Source organism: Pseudonocardia sp. D17 (genome assembly GCF_036984265.1).
Taxonomy (GTDB): Bacteria; Actinomycetota; Actinomycetes; order Mycobacteriales; family Pseudonocardiaceae; genus Pseudonocardia; species Pseudonocardia benzenivorans.
In genome coordinates this window covers 15885-39884 of sequence record NZ_BPRG01000100.1, presented here as the reverse complement: position 1 = coordinate 39884, position 24000 = coordinate 15885, and the positions used below count along the sequence as shown (strand labels likewise).

Sequence of the window (24000 nt, the reverse complement as noted above, 5' to 3'; positions counted from 1 at the left end):
TAGGCCGAGGGCTTGCCACAACGTGTTGTTCGCATCCACTGTGTGACCCTGAGCACACAACTGCTCTGATTGTGGGGTGGGTTGGTGTTCTGTCTCGGGTCTCTCCCCTGTGTGGGGAGGGGGTCGGGTTTTTGTTTGGATAGTGTTGTCGGTGGTCATGGCGGAGGGGAAACGCCCGGTCCCATCCCGAACCCGGAAGCTAAGCCCTCCAGCGCCGATGGTACTGCACTCGCCAGGGTGTGGGAGAGTAGGTCACTGCCGGCATCAAATGTGGAATAGGCCCCAGCCTTGATGGTTGGGGCCTATTTCTATTTCTGCGCCGGCCGTTCTCCGCGTTGCTTACGGCCCGGCGGCGATCGGGCCCGAGAGCTCCGGCCGGTCAGGCCCGGGCGTCGGCGCCCACGGCGTCGGCGATCGAGGTGAAACCGTCGGCACGAATCAGCCGGGCGAGATCGCGATGAATCCGGACCGGCCAGCGGTGGCCGCGATAGATGAAACCCGTGTAGCCCTGCACGAGCGAGGCGCCTGCGCGGATCCGGGCGTACGCGTCCTCGGCGGTCTCGATGCCACCGACCGAGATGATCGTCAAGGTGCCCTCGAGGCGCTCGCGCAGCCGGCGCACGACGGCGAGCCCCGGCGCGGACAGGGGGCGGCCCGACACGCCGCCGGCGCCGATCTGCTCGAGCACGGCCGGGGGTGTGGCCAGGCCGGTGCGGGAGACCGTCGTGTTGGTGGCGACGACCCCGTCGAGACCCAGCTCGCGGGCGGTGTCGGCGACGGCGTCGATGTCCTCGGAGGCGAGGTCCGTCGTGATCTTCACGAGCAGCGGCACGTGCACCGTGGCGCAGACCCGGTCGAGGGTCTCGCGCACCGCGGCCAACAGTGGCCGCAGCACCGAGACCTGCTGCAGGTCGCGCAGGCCCGGCGCGTTCGGCGAGCTGACGTTGACGACCATGTAGTCGGCATGCGGGCCGAGCAGTTCGGCGCTGCGCGTGTAATCGGCGACGGCCTCGTCGGGCTCGGCCGCCTTGCTCTTGCCGATGTTCACGCCGATGACGACGCGCTCGCCGCGAGCGGCGCGCTGGGCGCGCAGTCGCGCGGCGACGACCTCGGCGCCGGAGTTGTTGAACCCCATGCGGTTGACCAGGGCGTGGTCGTCGGGAAGCCGGAACAGCCGGGGCGTCGGGTTGCCGGGTTGGGCGCGGGCCGTGACCGTCCCGACCTCGACGAAACCGAACCCGAGACGGCACAGGGCGCGGGCGCCCTCCCCGTCCTTGTCGAATCCCGCGGCGAGGCCCAGGGGTGCGGGGAAGTCGATGCCCATGACCCGGGAGGCGAGCACCGGATCGACCGGCCCACGCAGCGCCGCCCACGGGCGGCCGAACGGCGCGGGACCGGCCGCAGCGCGGATCAGGGCGAAGCCGACGCGGTGCGCAGGCTCGGCCGGGACCCGGCGCAGGACATGGCGGTACAACGCGTCGTACATAACCCCATCTTGGTGGTCACCGCAGAGTGCCCGCGGTCAGGGTGGGCTGAGGCCGCGGCGCCACTCGTCCAGGACGCGCCGGTCACGCTTCGTGGGACGTCCGGCGCCGCGGTCGCGGCGAGCCACCGGAACGGCGTCGGAAATGGGCGCGATCGGAGTGTTGTCGACATAACACTGCTCCGCGACCGGGGCCCCGACCCGCTTCTCGATGACCTGGGTGACCTCGACGATGCGGGTGCGGTCGTTGACCCGGGCGCGGATGTGGTCGCCCACCTTGACCGGCGTCGCGGGCTTGGCCGGCTTGTCGTTGACACGCACGTGTCCGCCGCGGCAGGCCGCCGCGGCGTCGGACCTGGTCTTGGTCAGCCGCACGGACCACAGCCACCGGTCGAGGCGGGTGGACTCCATCCCCCGATCCTGCCCGATCAGTAGTACGTCACGCCGCGCGCGCCACCGCCCGCCGCGATCGTGTCGCCCGCGATGGCGACGGCCCGCGGCGAGCACAGGAACACGATGACGTCGGCGACCTCGGCCGCCGTCGCGAGCCGGCCGATGCGGGTCCCGGCCTCGGCGCGGGCGCGCATCGTCGCCTCGTCGATCCCCTGCTGCCGGGCGCGGGAGGCGATGAGCTCCTCGGTGCCCGTGGTGACGGTCATGCCGGGGTGCACGACGGAGACGTTGATCCCCTTGGGCCCCAGCTCGTCGGCCAGCGCGGACGACATCGCGGCCACGGCGATGTTGCGCACCGAGCCGACGACGGAGACGGACTGGCGGGCGTTGAGGCCCGAGACGTTGACGATCCGGCCCCAGCCGCTCTCGATCATCGACGGCGACAGCGCGCGGGCACAGCGGAGGTACCCGAGCAGCTTGGTCTCCAGCTCGATGCGGACGTCGTCGTCGGTGAGGTCGGCGAGCTCGCGCTGCGGGATCAGGCCTGCGGGCCGGGCCGCGGCGTTGACGAGGATGTCCACACCGCCGAGCTCGTCCAGGACCTGCTTCGCCATGCCGCGCACGGAGTCGTCGTCGGCCGTGTCGGCGGGTGCGGCCAGCACGCGGGTGCGGTGCCGGGCGACCTGGTCGACAGCGGCGTCGAGGGGCTCCTTGCGCCGGGCGACGACGGCGACGTCGACCCCCTCGGCGGCCAGCCCGTCGGCCACCGCGAGGCCGATCCCGCTGCTCCCACCGGTGACGACCGCGCGCTTGCCGGTCAGTTGCAGGTCCATCTCAGCCGCCCACCGGGAGCTCGGACTCCCAGCCCAGCGCGACGGTCAGGGTCACGCCGAACCGCTCGATCATCCCCCCGGCGTCGGCGCGCATGGCCGCCCACTGCGGCGACGTGCTGCTCTCCTCCAGCGCCTCGGGCGAGTCGAAGAACATCTCGGCGACGCGGTGGAAGCCCGGCGTCGCGCCCTCGAGCCCGTCGGCGGTCCGGGTGAGGACGATGCGGCGCAGGTGCGGCACCGCGGCTGCGGCCGGCGCGTGCACCTCCTCGTAGTGCGTCTCGAACTCGTCGTGCTGCTCCGCGGACGGCGCCGACCACGTGGCGATGAGCTTGTACATGGCCCCGACACAACGTCGCACCCGACCGGATGTCAAGGCACGCTGTGATTGCCCACGACCCCGGCCATGGGTGATCGTGGCGGGGTGCGGACCTCACTGGGCGAGACGCTGCGACGGCTGGCCGAGGAGGCCCCAGACGCGCCCGCCGTCACCGACGACGACACGACCCTGACCCGTGCGGAGTTCGAGGACCGGACCAACCGGCTGGCCCGCGCGTTCGCGGCGAGAGGCGTCACCGCGGGCTCGATGGTCTCGATCGCGGTGGCGAACCGGGCGCGGCACCTGGAGTCGTCGGTCGCGGCGTGGAAGCTCGGTGCGGTCCCGCAGCCGGTGTCGCACAAGCTCCCGGCCGGCGAGCTGGAGGCGATCGTCGCGCTGGCCGACCCGGCGCTGGTCGTCGGCGTCGACCCCGGTGACGGGCGGCCGTGGCTGCCGGTCGACCACGATGTGTCGGAGGCGTCGGCCGAGCCGCTGCCTCCGGTGGTCGGGCCGTCGTGGAAGGCACCGACGTCGGGCGGGAGCACCGGACGTCCGAAGATCATCGTCGCCGGACAGGAGGCGACGGCGGAGGCGGTGCTGGCGCGCGCGCCGTCGCTGCGGATCGACCGCGACGGCGTCTTCCTCGTCACGGCGCCGCTGTACCACAACGCGCCCTTCATGTTCTCGCTCATGGCCCTGCTGCAGGGGCAGCACGTCGTGATCATGAGCCGGTTCGACGCCGCAGGCACCCTCGACATGATCGCCCGCCACGGCGTCACGTGGCTCTACGTCGTGCCGACCATGATGGGCCGGATGCTGCGGCTGCCCGACGAGGTCCGCGCGGCGGCGGACCTGACGTCGATCCGCACCGTGCTGCACGTCGGGGCGCCGTGCCCGGTGCACGTCAAGCGGGCCTGGCTGGAGTGGTTCGGACCGGAGACGACCGTCGAGCTCTACGCGGGCACCGAGTCGCAGGCCGCGGCGATGATCGACGGCGTCGAGTGGCTCTCGCGGCCCGGTTCGGTGGGCCGGGTGCAACGTGGGTCGATGCAGGTGTGGGGCCCCGACGGCGCGCCGCTGCCGCCCGGCGAGGTGGGCGAGATCTGGATGCGTCCCGACGGCGACGCGCCCACGTACCGCTACCTCGGTGCGGAGGCCCGCGCGAAGGAAGGCTGGGAGTCGTTGGGGGACATGGGCCACTTCGACGCCGACGGCTACCTCTACCTCGCCGACCGGCGGTCGGACATGATCCTCGTCGGTGGTGCCAACGTGTACCCCGCCGAGGTGGAGGCGGCGCTGTCGGAGCACCCGGCGGTGACCAGCAGTGCGGTGATCGGGCTGCCCGACGACGACCTGGGCAACACCGTGCACGCGATCGTGCAGCTGGCGCGCCCGCTCGCCGACGTCGAGGACGACCTGCGCGCGCACCTCGCCACCAGGCTCGCCCGCTACAAGCAGCCCAGGACCTACGAGCAGACCGACGAACCGTTGCGCGACGACGCCGGGAAGATGCGTCGGAGCGCGCTGCGCGCCGCACGCGTCGGGGGGGCTGCGCGGTGAGCCGCGTACGACCACGATGAACCCATGACCGATCTCCCCGCCCTCCTCGACCGGCTCCGGACCCTGCAGGTCTCGTCGGTGTGCGACGCCGACAAGTCACTGGCCGTCGTCGACCCCGCGATCCGTCCGCTCGTCCCCGGGGTGCGGCTGGCGGGGCCGGCGGTCACCGTCGTCGCGCACGACGACCACCTGCCGCTGCTCGTCGCGATCCGTGCGGCCGCACCGGGTTCGGTCCTCGTCGTCGCCACGAACGGCGGGACCAGGGCCGTCTCCGGCGAGCTGTTCGCGACGGAGGCGCGGCGCCGCGGGTTGGCGGGGATCGTCGTCGACGGCTACTGCCGCGACCGGGCCGGGCTCCCGGCCGTCGGGCTGCCCGTCTACGCACGGGGCACGACGCCGATGGCCGGGACGACGCTCGACGCCGGGCGCATCGACGAACCGGTCACGTTCGGCGGGGTCCGGGTCGAGGCGGGCGATCTCGTGGTGGGTGACGACGACGGGCTCGTCGTCGGTCCGGCCCAGCGGTTCGCCGCGGCCATCCCCGGTGCCGAAGAGGTCGAACGGGCCGAGGCGGCGCTGCTCGCGGGCATGGCCGAGGGGCGCGACCTGCCCGGTATGACGACACTGGATGCGCACCTCGCGGCGCTCGCCGACGGGAAGCCGAGCGCCCTCGGGTTCACGCCGTGAGTCCGTCCCGCGTGGGTTCATGAGTTGTCCCCATGAGTTGTCCACAGACGGATCCACTTGTGGACAAGTCTGTGGATCACTCGCGGATCGGCATGACCGCGGCGATGCGCGGGTCCTGACGCAGGTCCTCCAGCGAGGAGCCCAGCGGCAGCCGCCAGTTCGGGTACTCGTCGACGGTGCCGGGCAGGTTCGGCTGGCGGACCTCGCCGACGAGGTCGTACGGGGAGACGAGCGCGAGCCGACACCGGCTGCGCCCCAACATCCGGTGCATCGCCACGATGATCTCGTCCTCGCCGGCGTCGGGGGCCTCGAGCAGACCCTCCGCGACGAGCAGCGCGACGAGCTCCGCCCGGTCCGCCCTGGCGCGGGCCTGCTCGGCGGCGACGTCGTCGAGCAGGCCCAGGTCGGCCCGGACCCGCACGTGCTCGCCCCGCAGGAAGCCCGCGGCCGTCGGCAGGTCGTGCGTCGAGATCGTCGCCACGGCCTGCTCGGGCCAGCGTCCCGGGGCCAGGAGCGGCTCCCCCGGCGCGTCCTCGTCGCGGGCGAACCACATGACCGTCGAACCCAGCATGTTGCGCTCCTGCAGGGCCTCGGTGACCTCGGGCTCGACCGTGCCCAGGTCCTCGCCGACGACGACCGCGCCCGCCCGGTGGGCCTCCAGCGTCAGCACGGCGAGCATCGCGTCGGCGTCGTAGTGCACGTAGGTACCGCGGTCCGGGCCGTCACCGGGCGGGACCCACCACAGCCGGAACAGCCCGGCGACGTGGTCGATGCGCAGGCCGTCGGCATGGGTGAGTATGGCGCGCAACAGGTTGCGGTATGCGGCGTAGCCCGTGGCGTCGAGCCGGTCGGGCCGCCACGGCGGCAGGCCCCACGCCTGGCCGCGTTGGTTGAACGCATCCGGCGGGGCGCCGACCGTCACGTCGAGAGCGAGGACGTCCTGCAGGGCCCAGCCGTCGGCCCCCTCGGGATCGCAGCCGACGGCGAGGTCCCCGATGAGGCCGATCCGCATCCCCGCGTCCCGGGCGGCGGCGCGGGCCCGGCCCAGCTGGCGCGACGCCTGCTCCTGCAGCCAGGCGTGGAACGCCACCCGCGGCGCCAGCTCGCGGCGGGCGGCGGCGACCTGTGGGTCGCGTGGGTCGCGCAGGCCCGCCGGCCAGAGCGTCCAGCGTCCGCCCCACCGCTCGGCGAGCGCGCAGTACGTCGCGAACTCCCACAGCTCGTCGTCCGCGTCCGCGGGTCCGGGGGAGCCGGTCGAGCGCCACAGCAGCTCCAGGGCCGATCGTTTGGCCGCCCACACCCGATCGTGGGCGATGCGGTCGCCGACGGTCTCCGGGCGCAACGCGTCGACCTCCGCGCGGGTGGCCGCGTCGGCGGCGGCATAGGCGTCGACATCGGTGACGCGCAACGCCAACGGCGTCACGAACCGCCTGCTCGACGGGGTGTACGGCGACGGCTGCACCGGCGGGACGGGGGTGATGGCGTGCAACGGGTTGAGCAGCACCGCGTCGGCGCCGTGCGCCCGGCCGGTCCAGTCGGCGAACTCGCGCAGGTCGCCGAGATCGCCGATGCCCCAGGAGCGTGCGGAGTGCAGGGCGTAGAGCTGGAGCATCCAGCCCCAGGTGCGCGGCGGGGCCGGGAGCGCGGGCGGGGCGACGACGACGGTCGACCGACGTCCGTCGAGCTCAAGGGTGTGGTACCCGAGCGGCAGGCCCGTCGGGAGCTCGCCGTCGACGGGTCGGGCGGCGCCCGACTCGTCGGTGAGCGTGCCCCGGCCGGGCACGGCACGTGCGCGGTCCGGACGCATCGCGATCGTCCCCGGGAGGGCCGCGACCGCGCCCCGGCGCTCCAGCGCGGCGCGGCGGGCGGCGGGGGTCGTCGCGTCCACGTCGAGCAGGCCCAGTACCCGCACCACGACCTCCGGGTCGACGACCACCTCCCGGCGCTCCCCGTCGCGGTAGGAGGTGGCGACGCCGTGGGCGGCCGCGAGGGCGGCGAGATCGTCGTCGGGACGGTTCACGCGTGGTCCTCCAGAGGGCTCGGAGCCCCGTCGTCGGCGGCTGCAGGCGACGATCGTCGCCGAGTCCGTCGACACGCGCCGTGCGGGGGCTCGGTCGGGACGCGCCCGACCGCGTGGACCTGTCCCCGGAACGGTGCGGCACAGCGGAAACGGTCCGCACGCGGTGCTACGGTCGCCGCTTCGGGTGGGCCGTGCCGACCGATCTGGCGGGAGAGAGTTTTCGATGACCGAGATCGGCTTGATCCTGCTGGGCGTGATCGTCGTCGGCGGGCTGGTCGCGTTCTTCATGCTGCGCACCACGCGGGGCGAGAGCCCCTCCGACGGGCCGCGCACCGTCGGCGACCTCGTGCGGCTCAAGGCGGAGTCGGCGGACCGCCAGGACGAGCCCGCGACCGCCGAGCAGGCGCCGCCCCCGGTCCCGGAGCCGGAGGCCGCGGCCGGCGCCGTCGACGCCACGCCCGCCTCTGCGCCGACGTCGGCACCCGCGGGCGCCTCCTCGGACACGGCCGCCGTCGAGACCACCGCCGACACCGCGACGGCCGCGACCGCCGGTCGGGGCACCGCCCCCGCGGCGACGCCCGCGCCCAGCCCGCGGCCGCGCACCCAGGTGCCCGAGCCGCGGACGGTCACGCCGCTGCCCGCCGCCGCCCGTGCCTCTGAGACCGTCGAGCCGGTCACGGTCGAGCCGGGCGACGTGAGCCCGCCGTGGGGTCGCATCCCCGACGGCTCCCTCGTCCTGCCCGCGGTGTCCGAGCCCGTGCCGGACCCGGACCGCGAACAGCCCGACTGGCGATGGCTCGCCCCGGTGGGCCGGGAGAAAGCCTCGCCGAACCGGCAGAAGGCCGACCGGGGCGGCGACGGCCCCGGCACCGAGAACGCCGCGTCGGAGGCGCCGGCCGCGACGCGCAGCCGTCCGGGCGCGCACAGCGCGGCGGGCCCGGCGTCCGAGCTGCCCGCGCCGCGCCCCGTCGCGCGGACCGTCCGGGCGGCCGAACCGTTGGCGGCCAAGGGCTCCGAGCCCGCTCCGACGGCCGCCTGGCGTGAGCCCGGCGACGAGACCGGCCGCAGCCCCTCGGGTACCGGCCGGGACACGCCGACGTCGGCGGGATCGTCCGCCACGGCCTGGCGCGAGCCGGGCAGCTCCGCCGACGGCGCGACCGTCACCGGGGGGAGCCCCTCCCCGGGCGCCGACGCAGCCGCCGACCCGACGCCGCGCGGAGCGGGGACGGCTGCCGCGCTCGTGGGCGGGATCGCCGCGGCCGGTGCTGCGGGGCATCTCGCCGGGGACGCATCCCGTCGTACCGGAACGTCGCGGACGGCGCCGGCAGCCGGTGGTGCCGGGCCGGCTGCTACGGGTTCGACGGGGGTCCCCGGCAGCGGCGTCGCGGCGCACGATGTGGCGACCGCGCTGCCGCCCGCCGGGCCCGGCGTGGGCGAGCACGGTGCAGGGCCGGGTTCCTCGGACGGTTCGGCGACGGCTGCCCCGCCGTCGGCGGGTGCTGCTGCGGTTCGGTCGGACCCGGACCTTCCGGCGGCGTCCGCCGCTGCGGAGCCCGTGCCGTCCGACGCCGGAGCCGCTGAGTGCACTGCCGGCTCCGGGACCGGGCCGCCGACCACGACCGGCCGCGTCGCGAAGATCGTGCTTCCCGGCGCGGCCGGGCTGGCCGCGGCCGCTGCCGCGGTCATCGGGCGGCGGTCGACCGGGACGGAGGCATCCGAGCAGGAGCCGTCCTCCGCATCCGGCGACCGCCCGGCCACGGCGTCCACCGACGGGCCGGTCGACGCGTCGTCGAGCACCGAGGGGCCGGGGGCCGCGGCTGCCGACGGTGCCGAGTCCGCCGGCGCCGCCGATGCGGAGCGCGCCGACGTGACCGGCGCCCGTCCGGTCGGAGCCGTATCCGACGTCGCGGATGGTGCGCCCGTCGACCGGGTCGAGGGCCTCGCGGCGACCGCCGGCCTCGGCCGGCCGGACACCGCAGCCGCAGCGGGCGCGCCCGAGCCGCACCGGGCCCCCGGTCGCGAGACCGCGAACGGTTCCGGCAGCGGCGGTCCCGGGCTGGGCGGCGCCGGTTCCGGCGCACCGGTACCGGCGCGCACAGCCTCCAGCGCCGCCGAGTCCAGCGCCGCCGAGTCCAGCGAGGCCGGGTCCAGCTCGGCGGAGACCACCGAGAGCGGCTCCGCGACGACCACTGCCGTGGCGGCCGCCACGGGAACCGCGGCCGTCGCGGCCGCCCTCCGTCCGGACACCGCGCGTCCGGTCACAGCCCGCTCGGACACCACCCGCTCCGACCGGGCGGGCGGGGTCTCCCCGTCGTCCGGGCCGGCCATCGCGACCGGGGCGTCGATCGCCAGCCTCGCCACGGGCCCGGCGATCGAGCGGATGTCTGCCGGCCCGGCCGCGGACGCCGCCGCTGCCACCCCCGCCCCGACCCGGCCGGACACCGACGACGCCCTGGCCGGGTGGGCCGACTGGGCGGACGTCGACGACTCCGAGAGCAACGAGAGCCGCGCAACGACCACGACGCGGGAGCCGGCCCCGGCCTTCGGCGCGTCCGTTGCCGCGCCCGCCGGGAACGAGTCGCCGACGTCGGCCGTGAACGGCGCCCCCGGCTCGGCGACTCCCGGCTCGGCGGCTCCCGGCCCGACCCCGGGCTCCGGCGAGGCGGCGGCCGGGCTCGCGGGGGCCGGGGTGCGGTCCCTGTTCGGGGGCCGCGCCGACCCGGCGAGCCGGGCCGCGGAGCACGCGGCCGTCGACTTGTCCCTGCTGCGCACGCTCGGGTTCGCCGACCCCAACCCGCGGCCGGGTGCCGCGCCGGTCGTCGAGCTGGGCCCCCCGACCCCCCACGTGCCGATGGCCCCGGTCCCGCCGCTCCCGGAGCCGGACGAGCCGGTGCCCCCGGCGACCGTGCGGTTCCGCACGGCCGGTCGCGACGGTGCTCCCGTCGCGGGCGCGACGGTCCGGCTCCTCGACGACCAGGGCCACGACCTCGCCACCACTGCGGCGGGCGACGACGGTCGTGGCGAGCTCGTCGCGCCGCGGCCGGGCGACTACGTCGTCATCGCGACGGCGTCGGGCCACCAGCCCGCGGTGACGACGGTCCGCGCCGGCGACGGTGGGGAGGCGACGCTCGTGCTCGCGTCGTCGGCGGCGCTCGCGGGCGTCGTTCGCGACGCGGCGGGCCGCCCGCTGGGCGGGGCGAACGTCGTGCTGGTCGACGAGGGCGAGGTCGTCGAGTCGACGCAGTCCGCGGCGACGGGCGACTACCGCGTCGGCGACCTCGCCCCGGGCGCCTACACCGTCGCGGTCACCGCCGCGGGGCACACGGCGTCGTCCGCGACGGTCACGGTCGAGCCGGGCACGACGGTGACCCACGACGTCGCCCTCGAGCCGTCGACCGCGGCGGTGGACGGGCAGGGCGGATGACCGGCCGGGGCGGGGCTCGGCACGTCGAGGGTCGGCTGCCGGGCGCCCGCGGGGTCGAGCTGTTCTGGCAGGGCACCGAGCCGGCCGAGCCGACGGGCGTCGTCCTGGTCTCGCACGGGCTGGGCGAGCACGGCGGCCGGTACGGCAACGTCGTCGACGCGCTCGTGCCCGACGGCTGGGCCGTCCACGCCCTCGACCACCGCGGCCACGGCAGGTCCAACGGACGGCGCGCGCACCTGGACGACTACGCGGACTGGCTGTCGGACTTCGACGCGTTCCGCAAGGTCGTCGTCGCCCGCCGGCCGGGCCTGCCGGTGTTCGTCCTCGGGCACAGCATGGGCGGTCAGATCGCGCTGTCCTATGCGCTGGAGCACCAGGACGTGCTCGCCGGGCTCGTCCTCTCGGCGCCGGCGCTGGCGAGCGACGCGGCGCCGAAGCCGCTGGTCGCGGTCCTGACGCAGGTCGCGAAGGTGCTGCCGACGATCCGCCCGTCGGGGATCGACGTCACGAAGATCAGCAAGGACCCGGCCGTCGTCGCCGACTACGAGGCGGACCCGCTCAACCATCACGGCAACCCGACGCTGGGCCTGGCGTCGCGGTTGGTGGGACGGTTCGCGACACTGCCGGAACGGTCCCGGTCGCTGCGGCTGCCGGTGCTCGTCCAGCACGGCACCGCCGACCAGCTGACCGATCCCGAGGGCACGCGCAGGCTGCAGACGTTCATCGGCTCCCCGGACGTGACCGTCCGCTGGTACGAGGGCCTCTGGCACGAGATCTACAACGAGCCCGAGCGGGAGCGGCCCCTCGCCGACCTGCGGGACTGGCTGGCCGCACACCGGTAGCGGTCAGCGGGGGAGCGCGACCGCGGGCGCCATCTCGAACGCCAGGTGCTCGATCCCGACGGTCACCAGGGGCCGCCGGGGCAGGTCGAGCGCGCGCAGGTCGGCGGCCATCGGATGCCCGTCGCCGATCCGCAGGCCCGCGCTGTGGCCGAGCCGCACGCCCCGCGCCGTGCCGCGCGCGACCGAGCGCAGGACGACGTCGCCGCGGGGCGCGAGCGTCGTCACGCGGGCGGGGAGGGTGAACGGCAGTCGCGGTGACGACGTCCGCAGGGCCGCGTCGAGGACCCGGCCGCTCGCGGCGTCGAGGCGGCACGTCGTCAGGCTCGGCTCCACCGACAGCTCGGCGGTCGCGAGCCATTTCGGCAGCCCCCACAGGGCGCGCCCGGCGGCCATCGTGAACGTCGCGGTGACGGGCAGGTGCAGCACGTGGGCACCGAGCCGCCCGCGACGGCGGACCGGCACCGCGAGCCCGACCTCGTCGTACACCCCCAGGTCGTTCACGCGGTAGCGCACGAATGCGAGCACGGCGAGGGTGCGCCCGGCCGCTGCGGCGACGTCGAGACCCGTCCCGGTGACCAGCGGCCGGACCCGGTCGGCACGCACGGGGTACACCGCGGCCGACGCCGCCGCGTCACGGATGCGGACCGGGAACGTGACCCGGCGCCCCTCGACGATGTGCTCCTGGGTGCTCATCCCGTCGTTCCTACCGGGCGGGTCCTCGCGGGCGGAACCGCGCGGCGGTGACCGGCCCGGCCCGAGCGGGCCGCCGTGCCGGGATCGGCGGGAGATGGCAATCTGTGGTCTCCGGTGTGTCGTCGTTCTCCAGTCGTCGTTCATCCAGGGAGGTGCCGGTGGCCGAGCCGTCGGGCCCACCGGCGAGTGGCGTGCTACCCGACGTCGCGACATTGCACGCGCGGACCGACTGGTCGTCGACCCCGTTGGGGCCGGAGTCCGCCTGGCCCGCGGCGCTGACGCACGCGCTCGCGACGATCCGGTCGTCGCCGCAGCCGATGATCCTCTGCTGGGGCCCGGAGCTGGTCGTCTTCTACAACGACGCGATGGCCGACGGTCTCGGCGACCTGCACCCGGGGGTGTTCGGCAGGCGTGCGGAGGACGTCGCGGACGGGGCCTGGCGCCGCTACGGCCCGACGTTGCGGGCGGTGCTGCGCACCGGGGTCGCCCGGGAACGGCGCGACGACGCGGTGACGGTCCGTCGCGGCGGCCTCGACGAGGAGGTGCTGCGCGACCACGCCTACAGCGCCGTCCGCGACACCGACGGCACGGTGGGCGGGGTCCTCGTCGTCGTCCGCGAGTCCGGCCGCTCGGTGCGGCTGCCCGCGGCGCCCGAGCCGTTCCCCAGCAGCCACGAACGGGTCCTCGTCGCCGAGAGCGACCCGGCGACCCGTGACCACCTGCTGCGGCTGCTCGCCGAGCGCTGGACCGTGCACGCCGTCGCCGACGCGGAGCAGGCGCTCGAGTCGGCCCTGTCGGAGCCGCCGGACCTCGTCGTCGCCAACGTCGCGCTCCCGGGCACCGACGGCATCGGGCTGCTGCGGGCGCTGCGCACCGACGCCCGGACCGCGGGTCTGCCCGTCGTGCTGCTGTCGGCGCAGGCGGGCGAGGAAGCGGCCGTGTCGGGTCTCGCCGCGGGCGCCGACGACTACCTGGTGACGCCGTTCTCCCCGCGGGAGCTGCTGGCCCGCGTCGCCAACCACCTGCACCTCGGCCGCACCCGGCGGGCCGCCGAGCTCCAGTTCCGGGCCACCGCCGACGCCACGCCCGCGCTCATCTGGGTCGACGACGCCGGCGGCCACCGGGTGTTCGTCAACCGTGGCTGGCTGGACTTCACCGGCGTCACCGACCCGGTCACCGAGCTCGCCGACTGGCGCGAACGCATCCACCCCGAGGACCGCGCCCGCCACCGCGCGGTGACGGCCGCCGCGGTGGAGGCGGCCGCGCCGTTCGAGGTCGAGTTCCGGTTGCGGCACCGCGACGGCGGCTACCGCTGGGTGCTCGACCGGGGTGCCCCGATCTCGGCGGGCGACCGCGACACCGGCTACGTCGGCGGCTGCCTGGACATCGACGAGCGGCACCGGGAGCAGCGTCGGCACCGGCTCTACGCCGTCCTGGGCGATGCGCTCGACGCCGAGCTCACCGCGTCCGGACGGTTCGCCGCGCTGGCCCGCTACGTCGTCGCGGAGGGTCTCGCCGACCACGCCAGGGCACACGAGGGCGGCAGCGACGACGCGCTGGTCGTCACGGCCGTCGCCGCCGCCCACCGCGACGCCGAGGCGATGTTGTTCGACCTGGTCAGCTCGCCCGCGCTGCGCCGCGAGACGCTCAGCTCTCACGAAGCCCGGGTGTTCGACCCGCGCGAGCTGTTCGTCGACGACGATCCCGAGCCGATGTGGCGGCGGCTCGGGATGCACTCGGTGCTCGCGGTCCCGCTGACGGCGCGCGGCGGGATGCTGGGGCTGCTCGGCGTCGCCCGCGCGGAGGGCTCGCCCGCGTTCACCGAGGACGACCGCGAGGTCTTCACCGAGATCGGCCGCCGGGCGGGCGTCGCGATCGACAACGCCCGGCTCCTGGAGCTCGAACGGGCGTCGGCGCAACGGCTGGGGCTGCTACACCGGGCGACCGCCGAGATGTCCGCGGCCGCCACCCCGGCCGAGGTCGCGCGCATCGCCGCCCGGCACATGGAGACGTTGCTGGGCGCCCCCGTCGTCGGCGTCTGGGAGCTGCGCGACGGCCGGCTGGAGGTGCTCACCCGGTCGGGGTGGGGGTTGTCGGCGCAGCGGGCCTGGTCGTCGGTCCCGCTGTCGGACTCGGGCGCGGTGTCGCGCGTCGTCGAGTCGGGTGCCCCGATCTGGCTGTCGACCCCCGCCGAGGTGCGGGAACGGTGGCCGCAGCTGGTCGAGGGCCGGCCGGGTGGCTTCGGTGCCGTCGGCCTGCTGCCGCTCGCGGTCGGTCAGCGCAACGTCGGGGTGGTGGCCGTCGCGTTCCGGGAGGCGCGCACCTTCTCGCCGAGCGACCGCGAGGCCGCGACGGCAGTTGCCGAGCTGGCCGCGCAGGCGCTGGACCGCTCGTCGCTGCTGGTGGCCGAGACGGAAGGCAGACGCGTCGCCGAACGGCTCTCCGACGTCGCGACGGCGCTCGCCCGGGCCACCGACCTGCAGTCGGTCGCCGATGTGATCGTCGACCACGGGCTCTCGGCACTCGAGGCCGAGGCGGTCGTCGTCTGCCTGACCGACGAGTCCGATGTCCTGCGCTCGGTGAGCGGGCGTGGCTGGCCCGAGGGTGCCGCGGAGTTCCTCTCGCCGAGCGCCGCGCACCCGCTGGCCGCGTCGGTCCGCTCCGGCGAGCCGATCTGGTCGGTCGACCCGGTCGGGGGGCCCTGGCCCGCGCACACGGCGATCCCCCTGCTCGTCGGCGGCCGGACGATCGGCGTGCTGGGCTTCCGCTTCGCCGACCGGCCCCGGTTCACCCCGGAACGGCGCAGCTTCGTGCTGACGCTGGGCGGGCAGTGCGCGCAGGCCGTCATGCGGGCCCGGCTGCACCAGGCCGAGCACGAGGTCGCGGTGACGCTGCAGCGCAGCCTGCTGCCACAGCGGTTGCCCGAGACCGAGCGGCTCGCGATGGCCACCCGCTACCAGCCCGGGACGGAGGGCACCGAGGCCGGTGGCGACTGGTTCGACGTGCTCGACCTCGGCGACCAACGGTTCGCGCTGGTCGTCGGCGACGTCGTGGGCCGGGGGCCGGCGGCGGCCGCGGTGATGGGCCAGCTGCGCAGCGCGCTCGCCGCGAACCTCGTCAACGGCCAGCAGCCCGCCGACGCGCTCGAGCAGCTGGACCTGTTCGCGCGCCGGGTCGAGGGCGCGATGGCGAGCACCGTCGTCTGCGCGACGATCGACTGCCGCACCGGCGACCTCCGCTACGCGTGCGCCGGCCATCCGCCACCGCTCGTCAGCGGCCCCGACGGCGTGCGCCTGCTCGCGGACGGCCGCGGCACCCCGCTCGGCGTCTTCGGCCGTCCGCCCTTCGTCGAGGCCGACGACCGGCTCGACCCTGGCGAGACGATCCTGCTCTGCTCGGACGGCCTGTTCGAACGGCGCAACGAGGTCATCGACGACGGCATGGACCGGCTGGCCGCGGTGTTCGGCGGGCTCGTCGGCACGCGTCCGGAGCCCAGCGCCGACGCGCTGCTCGACCGCATGTCCGAGGGCAGCGCCGTGCCCGACGACACCGCGCTGGTCCTCGCCCGGCTGCTGCCGGCACCGCTGCGCCTCGAGCTGGCGGCCGAGCCGAAGGAGCTGGCCGGGCTGCGCCGGGTCGTGGCGCGGTGGTGCGCCCAGGCCGGGGTCGACGAGGCCGCGCTCACCGATCTGCAGCTCGCACTGGGGGAGGCGGCGACGAACGCCGTCGAGCACGCCTACCCACCGGGCGCGGGCGGGATCGTCCGGGTCGACCTCGACCTGACGTCCGACGCCACCGTGACCGTCCGGGTCGCCGACGAGGGGAAATGGCGCCCGCCGCCGGCCGATCCCGGCTACCGCGGCCGGGGGCTGGCGCTCATCCGCGAGCTCGCCCGCGACGTCGACGTCGCGGCGGGCCCGGCAGGGACCGTCGTGACGTTCCGGATGCCGCCGGAGCCCGTCGAGGTCCCGGTCGGCGCCGGGGCGCGGCGCGCCTGGTCGCCGCGGGTGCAGCGGGCCCCGGTCCCCGTGCCGCGGATCCGGTCCGGGGCGGGGCCCGTCCACGTCGAGGTGAGCGGCGACCTGGACCTCGCCGGTGTCCAGGAGGTCCGGTCGGAGCTGCTCGAACGCGTCTCGGCCGGAACCCCGCTCGTGCTGGAGCTCGCGGCGGACTGCTACGTCAGCAGCGCGGGCGTCGCGCTGCTGACCGAGCTCACCGAACGCGGCGGGGCCGCCGGTGCGGGCGTGACCGTCGTCAGCCCGGCGGACAGCGCGGCGCGGCGCATCCTGCGGCTGGCCGGCCTCGACGAGGTGATCACCGTCGCCCCGTCCTAGGGGGATCGTGGCGCCGGTCACGGAATGTGACGGTCATGTCGGACATTTCCCATCCGTGGCGGCGCGTCGGTCCCGCGAGCTGGGACGAGGTGGCACTCTCCGTCGTCGCTGTGCTGAACTCCCGGCATGAATCCCGCGGCGTTCCTCGGCCCCATCTGGGGCGACCGCCGCGCGGACTCGTTCGACCAGTGCTGTCGGCGCCGGATCTGATCCCGGCCCCCCGTTCGACCTCCCGCACTGGAGCACGACCGTGTTGCTGCACGCCCCCGGCCCCGCCCTGCCCGCCCGCGCACTCCCGGGCCCTGCCGGGTACGAGCTCGCCGACCTCACCGCGCTGACCCGCCGCGTCGCCTCCGAGGTGCGCGCCGGGCTGCACGAGGTGCAGATCGACCCGCTGCGCCGCTGGTACCGGCGGCTGCACGGCGACGACTTCGTCGACGTGTGGCTGATCAGCTGGGCGACCGAGCAGGCTGCCGAGCTGCACGACCACGCCGGGTCGCTCGGTGCGCTCACCGTCGTCTCCGGGCGGCTGACCGAGGAGTTCTGGGCCGCGTCGACCGGCGGTCTGCGCTCCCGCACCCTGCACGCCGGGCGGTCGGTCGGCTTCGGGCTCGGGCACGTCCACGAGGTGTCCAACCCTTCGGCCGACGCCGCCGTCAGCGTCCACGCGTACTCTCCGCCCCTGACGGCCATGTCGTACTACGACGTGACGGGCGGGCGGCTGCGGCGCACCCGCTCCGAGCTGACCGAGCCCGGTTCGACCCAGGGGGTGGGATGACCCGCACGATCGACGACGTGCTCGCCGACGCCCGGGCGCGGCTGCGCCGCGTCGGACCGCGGGAGGCCGCCGACCTGCGCGAGCGGGGGGCGATCCTCGTCGACACCCGCCCGCAGTGGCAGCGTGACGCCGAGGGCGCGATCCCGGGCGCTCTCGTCATCGAGCGCAACCACATCGAGTGGCGCCTCGACCCGGCGTCCGACGCCCGCATCCCCGAGGCCACCGATCACGACGTGACGTGGATCGTCTTCTGCTCGGAGGGCTACTCCTCCAGCCTCGCCGCGGCATCGCTGCAGGACCTCGGCCTGCACAACGCCACCGATCTCGACGGCGGCTTCCAGGCGTGGAAGGCCGCGGGGCTGCCCGTCAGCTGAACGCGCCGATCCCGGTGACGTCCCGGCCGACGATCAGCGTCTGGATCGTCTCGGTCCCCTCGAAGGTGTGCACGGCCTCGATGTCGGCCCAGTGCCGGGCCACATGGTGCTCCAGGAGAATCCCGTTGCCGCCCAGCAGGTCGCGCGCCTCCGAGAGGATGCGCCTGGCCGCCCGGGTGTTGTTCATCTTGGCCAGGCCCGCGACCGTCGGCGAGAGCCGTCCCGCGTCGGCGAGCCGGCCGATCTGCATGCAGTACAGCTGCATCCCGGTGAGGTCGGCGAGCATGTGCACCAGCCGCTGCTGGACGATCTGGAACGACGCGAGCGGTTTGCCGAACTGGGTGCGCTCCATCGCGTAGCGCAGGGCGGCGTCGTATCCCGCGGTCGCGTGGCCGAGCGCCATCCAGGCGCAGATCCCCCGGGTGTTGGCCAGGACGCGGGCGCAGTCGGCGAAGGTGCGCGCCTCGACGAGCCGGTTCTCGTCCGGCACCCGCACACCGGTGAGCGTGATGTCGGCCTGCTGGATCGACCGCAGCGAGAGCTTCCCGGTGATCGCCGTGGCGGCGAATCCCTCGGTGGGCGTCTCGACGACGAAGCCCTGCACCTCGCCGGAGTCGGTGTCCCGGGCCCAGACGACGACCACGTCCGCGATCGTGGCGTTGCCGATCCAGCGCTTGCGGCCGTCGAGCACCCAGTGGTCGCCGTCGCGGCGCGCGGAGGTCTCCAGCGCGACGGAGTCCGATCCGTGGTCGGGCTCGGTCAGCGCGAAGGCCCCGATCCTGTCCATCGTGGACATCGACGGCAGCCAGCGCTCCCGCTGCTCCGCCGACCCGCACATCGCGATCGCCTGCATCGCCAGGCCCGCGTGCACGCCGAGGAACGTCCCGAGCGACCCGTCGCCGCGGTGCAGCTCCATGTGGACGAGCCCGCACGCCGTCGGGCTCATGCCCGCGGCCCCGTACCCCTGGATGTCCTCCCCGACGATCCCCAGCTCGGGCAGCCTGCGGATCAGCTTCCACGGCAGCTCCGCGCGCTCCCAGAGGTCCCCGACCCCGGGCAGCACCTCCGTGTCGACGAACGTGCGGGTCGTCGCGAAGCGGTCCCACTGCTCGGCGGTGAACTGCTCGCGCACCGAGAAGAAGTCGGTCCCCAGCGCCTCGCCCAGGTGCGCGTACTCGGCCATCCGGAAAGGCTCGCACAGTGCGGGGCTGTCCGCGCGGTGATGCCGCTGGTTCACTGCCACAGTGGACCGGCCCAACTTCCTCGCGGACGAGCGTCATGGGCCGTTGCCCGCCATGCTGCTCGTCCTGACGTTCGTCTCCGGCCTGATCGACGCGATCAGCATCCTCGCCCTCGGCCGGGTGTTCGTCGCGAACATGACCGGCAACGTCGTCTTCATCGGGTTCGCCATCGCCGGGGCCCCCGGCTTCTCGCTGCGCAACTCGGCCTGCGCCCTGGCCGGCTTCGTCGTCGGGGCCGTGCTCGCGGGCCGACTGGTCGACCGGTGGGGCCGGAGCCGGCCGCTCCTGCTGCGCAACGCGGTCGCCGTGGAGAGCCTGCTCATCGGCGTGTGCCTGGTCATCTCGCTCTTCGTGCACCTGCGCGAGGACGGCCCCGTCGCCGGGACGATCGTCGTCGGGATCGCGGCGATCGCCATGGCGGTGCAGAACGTCACCGCCCGTCGGATGGCCGTCCCCGACATGATGACGACGCTGCTGACGATGACGCTCATCGGCATCACCGCCGACCTCGACAAGTTCGCCGAGTCCGGGCTGCGCCGGCTGGTGGTGATGGCGACGATGTTCCTCGGCGCCACCGTCGGGGCGCTGCTGGTCCTGCACGCGACCGTGCGCCTCGCGCTGGCCGTCGTCCTGGTCCTGCTGCTCGCCGTGTGCGTGGCGGCCGCGGTCTCCGCCCGCGAGGAGGCACCCTGGCAGGCGTGACCCGGGTCGATCCCCCGTCGAGCCCAGCGGACGGCCGGGCCGGGATCAGGCGGGGACGTCGTCGAGGGCGCGCTGGATGCGCTTGATCGAGACGGGACGGCGCGTCCGCATGGGGTGTGCGTAGAGCGAGATGCGCAGCTCCTCGATCATCCAGCGCACCTCCTGCAGCTCGGGCGGCGGGTCGGTGCCCGCGGGGAGGCCGGCGAGGTCGGCGTCGTACTCGTCGGCGACCACCCGGACCTCGGCGGTCCAGGCGGCGTCGCGGGCGGGGTCGACGCGCAGCTTCTCCAGCCGCACCGCGATGCCCTGGACATAGCGGGCCACGTCGGCCAGCCGGGTGGGCCCCGCGGCCGTGACGAACCCCGGCCCGGTGAGCTCGGCCAGCTGGGCGCGGACGTCGGCCACCCCCGCCGCGAGCGGCGGCGCGGTCATGTCGGCGAGCATCGCCTGCACCCGGTGCCAGTGGTCGAGCACGACGCGGACCGCGTCGAGGGTCTTGACCGTCGTCCCGGCCAGATGGGCCCGCAGGATGGTCCGGAGCCGGTCGTACCCGGCCTCGTCGAAGACGGGTCCGCCGGCGCGGGCGACCAGGTGGTCGGCGGCGGCGGTGACGCAGTCGTCGAGCAGCGCGGGGACGCTGCCGTGGGGGTTGCGCGACAGCGTGAGCCTGGCGGCGTTGTCGAGCTCGCGGGTCACCTGCCGCACCGGTGACGGGGTCTCCGACAGCAGCAGCCGGCGCAGCCCGCGGCGGTGCGCGGCGTCGCGCTCGGCGACGGTCGCGAAGACCCGGACGTCGACGCTCGCGCCGCGGTCGACGAGCCCCGGATACCCGGTGACGACGTTGCGCCCCCGGCGGATCGCCAGCTCGCGAGGCAGGTCGCCGATCGACCACGTCGTCAGTCCGGTCCGTTCGACGCCGGCGCCCGCGGCGGCGATCTCCTCGCGGACCTTGGGGGCCAATCGGTCGCGCAGCGCGTCGAGGTCGGTACCCCGGGCCAGCTCGGCGCCGTTCTCGTCGATCACCCGGAAAGTGACGGTGAGGTGGTCGGGGAGGCGGTCGAGCTCCCAGGCGTCGCGCGGGATCGTGATGCCGCGCATGCGACCCAGCTCGCGTTCCAGCCCGTCGAGCAGGGGCTCGTCGCCGACCTGCAGTCGGGCCAGCACGGCGCGGGCGTGGTCGGGCGCCGGCGCGAACTGGCGACGCAGGGTGCGCGGCAGTGTCTTGATGAGCGCGGTCACGAGCTCCTCGCGCAGCCCCGGCACCTGCCAGGTGAACGGCGTCGGGTCGATCTGCTGGAGGGCGGCGACGGGCACGTCGACGGTCACGCCGTCGTCGTGGCGCCCCGGCTCGAAGGCGTAGGAGAGCGGCAGGGTGAGCCCGCCCGCCTCGACGTGGTCCGGGTAGGCGGCACGGTCGACCTCGGCGGCGGTCGACGTCGCCAGGAACTCGGGGGTGAAGTCGAGCAGGTGCGGGTCGCGGCGCGACTCGCGCTTCCACCACGCGTCGAAGTGCCTGCCCGACACGACCTTGGACGGGACCCTCGCGTCGTAGAACGCGACGAGCACCTCCTCGTCGACGACGAGGTCGCGGCGGCGGGCGCGGTGCTCGAGGTCCTCGGCGTCGTCGAGCAGCTCGCGGTTGGCGCGGAAGAACCGGTGCCGCGTCTCCCAGTCGCCCTCGACGAGCGCGTGCCGGATGAACAGGTCGCGCGCGAGCTCGGGGTCGATGCGGCCGAGGTCGACGGTCCGGTTCGCGACGACGGGGATGCCGTGCAGGGTCACCCGTTCGGTCGCGACGGCCGAGCCGCGCTTGCGCGACCAGTGCGGCTCGGAATGCGTCTTCTTGACGAGATGTCCGGCGAGCGGCTCGATCCACTCGGGCTTGATGGGGGCGACGGTCCGCGCCCACAGCCGCGAGGTCTCGACGAGCTCGGCGGCCATCACCCAGCGCGGGTTCTTGCGCGCCAACGCCGATCCGGGCCAGATCGCGAACTTGGCCCCGCGCGCGCCGAGGTACTCCCGCTGCGCGCGGCGGTCCCGCCCGTTGCCGGCCTTCTCGTTGCCGGCCTTCTCGTTGCCGGCCTTCTCGTCGACGGGGTCGAGCATGCCGACCTGGGAGAGCAGCCCGGAGAGCACGGCGGTGTGGATGCGGTCGGCCGCGGCGGGCCAGTCGTCGTCGCCCTCCGTCGGCGCCATCCCGGCCGAGCGTGCGGCCTGGCGCAGCTGGCCGTGCAGGTCCCACCATTCGCGCACCCGCAGGTAGTGCAGGAACTCCTCGCGCAGCCGACGACGGAACCGATTGCCCGACAAGGCCTCCCGCTGCTCGGCGAGGTAGTCCCACAACCGCAGGAACGCGAGGAAGTCGGAGCCGTCGGCGGCGAAGCGGGCGTGCGCGGCATCGGCGGCCTGGCGCTGCTCGGTGGGCCGCTCACGCGGGTCCTGCACCGACAGTGCGGCGGCGATGACGAGTACCTCGCGCAGACAGCCCGCGCGGTGCGCCTCGACGAGCATCCGGCCCAGCCGTGGGTCGACGGGCAAGCGGGACAACGACTGCCCGATCGACGTCAGGGACCGCCGGCCGGGTTCGAGGGCGCCGAGCTCGTGCAGCAGCGCCAGACCGTCGGCGACCGAGCGCGGGTCGGGGGGCTCGACGAAGGGGAAGTCGGCGATCTCGCCCAGGTCGAGTGCGATCATCTGCAGCACCACGGACGCGAGGTTGGTGCGCAGGATCTCCGGGTCGGTGAACTCGGGGCGCGCGTCGAAGTCGTCCTCGGAGTACAGCCGGATGCAGATGCCGTCGGACGTGCGGCCGCAACGGCCTGCGCGCTGGTTGGCCGAGGCCTGCGACACCTTCTCGATCGGCAGCCGCTGCACCTTGAGCCGCCGCGAGTACCGCGAGATGCGGGCCGTGCCCGTGTCGATCACGTACCTGATGCCGGGGACCGTCAGCGACGTCTCGGCGACGTTGGTGGCGAGCACGATCCGGTTGCCCGGGTGCGGGGCGAAGACGCGGTGCTGCTCGGCCGTCGTGAGGCGGGCGTAGAGCGGCAGGATCTCGGTGTTGCGCAAGGAGAGCGCGGCCAGCGCCTGCTCGGTGTCGCGGATCTCGCGTTCGCCGGGCAGGAAGACGAGGATGTCGCCGGGGCCCTCGCGCTGCAGCTCGGCGACGGCGTCGCCGATCGCGTCGAGCTCCTCGCGGTCGGGATCGGCGTCCGGGTCGTCGGGGTCGACGACGGGCCGGTAGCGGATCTCGACCGGATAGGAGCGGCCGGAGACCTCGACGATCGGGGCCGGCTCGCCGTCGGCGGCGAAGTGCCGGGCGAAGCGCTCCGGGTCGATCGTCGCCGACGTGATGATGACCTTGAGGTCCGGACGCTGCGGGAGCAGCCGTGTGAGGTAGCCGAGGATGAAGTCGATGTTGAGGCTGCGCTCGTGCGCCTCGTCGATGATCAGCGTGTCGTAGCGGCGCAGCATGCGGTCGCCCGCCAGCTCGGCGAGCAGGATGCCGTCGGTCATGAGCTTGACCATCGTGCGGTCGCCGACCTGGTCGGTGAACCGCACCTTCCAGCCGACGACGTCGCCCAGCTCGGTGCCCAGCTCCTCGGCGATGCGGGCGGCGACGGTGCGCGCGGCCAGCCGCCGCGGCTGGGTGTGACCGATCATCCCGGTGACGCCGCGGCCCAGCTCGAGGCAGATCTTGGGGAGCTGCGTGGTCTTCCCGGAGCCGGTCTCGCCGGCGACGATCACGACCTGGTGGTCGCGGATGGCGGCGGCGATGTCGTCGCGCCGGGCGCTGACCGGCAGCGCCTCGGGGTAGACGATCCGCGGCACGGCGGCGCGTCGGCGTTCGAGGCGGTGCTCGGCGGTCGCGACCGAGTGCGCGACGGCCTCCTGCGCCGTCCCGTTCCCGGAGCGGCGGGCGCCGGCCAGCCTGCGGCCGAGGCGGTGCGAGTCGTCGGGCGGGAGGGCCCGGATGCGGTCCTCGAGATCGGCGAGGACCTCGTCGGGGAGCGGCGGCGCGGTCGGCTCGCCCGTACGGGCGGACCGGTTGCGCCCCTGCGCGGGGGACGCCGTCGGTGCGGCGCCCCGGGCGGGGTCGCCGGAGGGTGTGTCGGCGGGGCCGGGCGCGTTGCCCCCGGAGGGTGCGCTCCGGCCCCGGGACCCGCGGCGGCGCGGACGCCGGGCGCGGGTCGGGCGGCCGTCCCCTGGGGGGCCGGACTCGGTGTCCGGAGGGACGGCGGGACCGTGGGGGTCACCGGCGGGACGCTCGCGGCGCGCGTCGGTGGCTCGGGTGGAGGACATCGTGGGAAAAGTGTGCCT

General features: G+C 75.0%; 16 protein-coding genes and 1 rRNA gene. 9 read left to right on the top strand and 8 right to left on the bottom strand.

All coding sequences use genetic code 11. The features are described 5' to 3' along the window. Positions 1 to 147: 147 nt before the first annotated feature. Positions 148 to 264, top strand: a 5S ribosomal RNA gene (gene rrf / locus PSD17_RS16980). Positions 265 to 379: 115 nt separating this feature from the next. Here the strand turns inward: rrf and PSD17_RS16975 are convergent. From PSD17_RS16975 to PSD17_RS16960, 4 genes are read right to left on the bottom strand one after another with little or no spacing between them, the layout of a single operon-like run. Beyond that, entirely contained in the window at positions 380 to 1486 is a 1107-nt protein-coding gene (locus PSD17_RS16975) for a quinone-dependent dihydroorotate dehydrogenase (protein ID WP_339123449.1), read from the bottom strand. Positions 1487 to 1522: 36 nt separating this feature from the next. Beyond that, a complete protein-coding gene (locus PSD17_RS16970) occupies positions 1523 to 1894 on the bottom strand; it encodes an RNA-binding S4 domain-containing protein (protein ID WP_013672744.1) in 372 nt (123 codons plus the stop codon). Positions 1895 to 1911: 17 nt separating this feature from the next. Beyond that, positions 1912 to 2709, bottom strand: coding sequence for an SDR family NAD(P)-dependent oxidoreductase (locus tag PSD17_RS16965; RefSeq protein WP_339123447.1), 798 nt, complete (start codon positions 2707 to 2709; stop codon positions 1912 to 1914). A 1-nt stretch (position 2710) separates the two neighbouring features. Continuing rightward, a complete protein-coding gene (locus PSD17_RS16960) occupies positions 2711 to 3046 on the bottom strand; it encodes an EthD family reductase (RefSeq protein ID WP_339123445.1) in 336 nt (111 codons plus the stop codon). A 66-nt stretch (positions 3047 to 3112) separates the two neighbouring features. Between PSD17_RS16960 and PSD17_RS16955 the strand changes: the two genes are divergently transcribed. Beyond that, positions 3113 to 4585, top strand: coding sequence for an AMP-binding protein (locus tag PSD17_RS16955; protein WP_339123443.1), 1473 nt, complete (start codon positions 3113 to 3115; stop codon positions 4583 to 4585). Between the two features lie 24 nt (positions 4586 to 4609). Beyond that, the gene (locus PSD17_RS16950) at positions 4610 to 5272 is read left to right on the top strand and encodes an RraA family protein (protein ID WP_013672748.1); all 663 of its coding nucleotides are present in this window, start codon (positions 4610 to 4612) and stop codon (positions 5270 to 5272) included. 76 nt (positions 5273 to 5348) lie between these two features. Here PSD17_RS16950 and malQ read toward each other — a convergent pair whose 3' ends face one another. Continuing rightward, the gene (gene malQ, locus PSD17_RS16945; protein WP_339123441.1) at positions 5349 to 7292 is read right to left on the bottom strand and encodes a 4-alpha-glucanotransferase; all 1944 of its coding nucleotides are present in this window, start codon (positions 7290 to 7292) and stop codon (positions 5349 to 5351) included. Positions 7293 to 7515: 223 nt separating this feature from the next. Between malQ and PSD17_RS16940 the strand changes: the two genes are divergently transcribed. Together PSD17_RS16940 and PSD17_RS16935 are read left to right on the top strand one after the other, a co-directional pair. Then, entirely contained in the window at positions 7516 to 10716 is a 3201-nt protein-coding gene (locus tag PSD17_RS16940; RefSeq protein ID WP_339123440.1) for a carboxypeptidase regulatory-like domain-containing protein, read from the top strand. Beyond that, complete coding sequence (locus PSD17_RS16935) at positions 10713 to 11558, top strand: alpha/beta hydrolase (protein ID WP_013672751.1); 846 nt, start codon at positions 10713 to 10715, stop codon at positions 11556 to 11558. Before PSD17_RS16940 ends, PSD17_RS16935 begins: the two co-directional genes overlap by 4 nt. A 3-nt stretch (positions 11559 to 11561) precedes the next feature. Here PSD17_RS16935 and PSD17_RS16930 read toward each other — a convergent pair whose 3' ends face one another. After that, a complete protein-coding gene (locus PSD17_RS16930; protein ID WP_013672752.1) occupies positions 11562 to 12251 on the bottom strand; it encodes an acetoacetate decarboxylase family protein in 690 nt (229 codons plus the stop codon). A gap of 158 nt (positions 12252 to 12409) precedes the next feature. Between PSD17_RS16930 and PSD17_RS16925 the strand changes: the two genes are divergently transcribed. The 3 genes from PSD17_RS16925 to PSD17_RS16915 all read left to right on the top strand — a co-directional run bounded on the left by PSD17_RS16925 (position 12410) and on the right by PSD17_RS16915 (position 17737). Next, a complete protein-coding gene (locus PSD17_RS16925; RefSeq protein WP_339123438.1) occupies positions 12410 to 16585 on the top strand; it encodes a SpoIIE family protein phosphatase in 4176 nt (1391 codons plus the stop codon). Between the two features lie 250 nt (positions 16586 to 16835). Continuing rightward, complete coding sequence (locus PSD17_RS16920; RefSeq protein WP_013672754.1) at positions 16836 to 17363, top strand: cysteine dioxygenase; 528 nt, start codon at positions 16836 to 16838, stop codon at positions 17361 to 17363. After that, on the top strand, positions 17360 to 17737 hold the full coding sequence (locus tag PSD17_RS16915; protein WP_013672755.1) for a rhodanese-like domain-containing protein: 378 nt from the start codon (positions 17360 to 17362) through the stop codon (positions 17735 to 17737). Before PSD17_RS16920 ends, PSD17_RS16915 begins: the two co-directional genes overlap by 4 nt. Here the strand turns inward: PSD17_RS16915 and PSD17_RS16910 are convergent. Next, positions 17730 to 18920, bottom strand: a complete 1191-nt coding sequence (locus tag PSD17_RS16910; protein WP_339123435.1) for an acyl-CoA dehydrogenase family protein — start codon at positions 18918 to 18920, stop codon at positions 17730 to 17732. The two genes, PSD17_RS16915 and PSD17_RS16910, sit on opposite strands and share 8 nt — an antisense overlap. A 61-nt stretch (positions 18921 to 18981) precedes the next feature. On the opposite strand from PSD17_RS16910, the gene PSD17_RS16905 reads away from it, so the two are divergent. After that, entirely contained in the window at positions 18982 to 19680 is a 699-nt protein-coding gene (locus PSD17_RS16905; RefSeq protein ID WP_339123433.1) for a YoaK family protein, read from the top strand. 45 nt (positions 19681 to 19725) lie between these two features. Here PSD17_RS16905 and hrpA read toward each other — a convergent pair whose 3' ends face one another. Then, positions 19726 to 23982, bottom strand: coding sequence for an ATP-dependent RNA helicase HrpA (gene hrpA / locus PSD17_RS16900; protein WP_339123431.1), 4257 nt, complete (start codon positions 23980 to 23982; stop codon positions 19726 to 19728). Between the last annotated feature and the right edge of the window lie 18 nt (positions 23983 to 24000).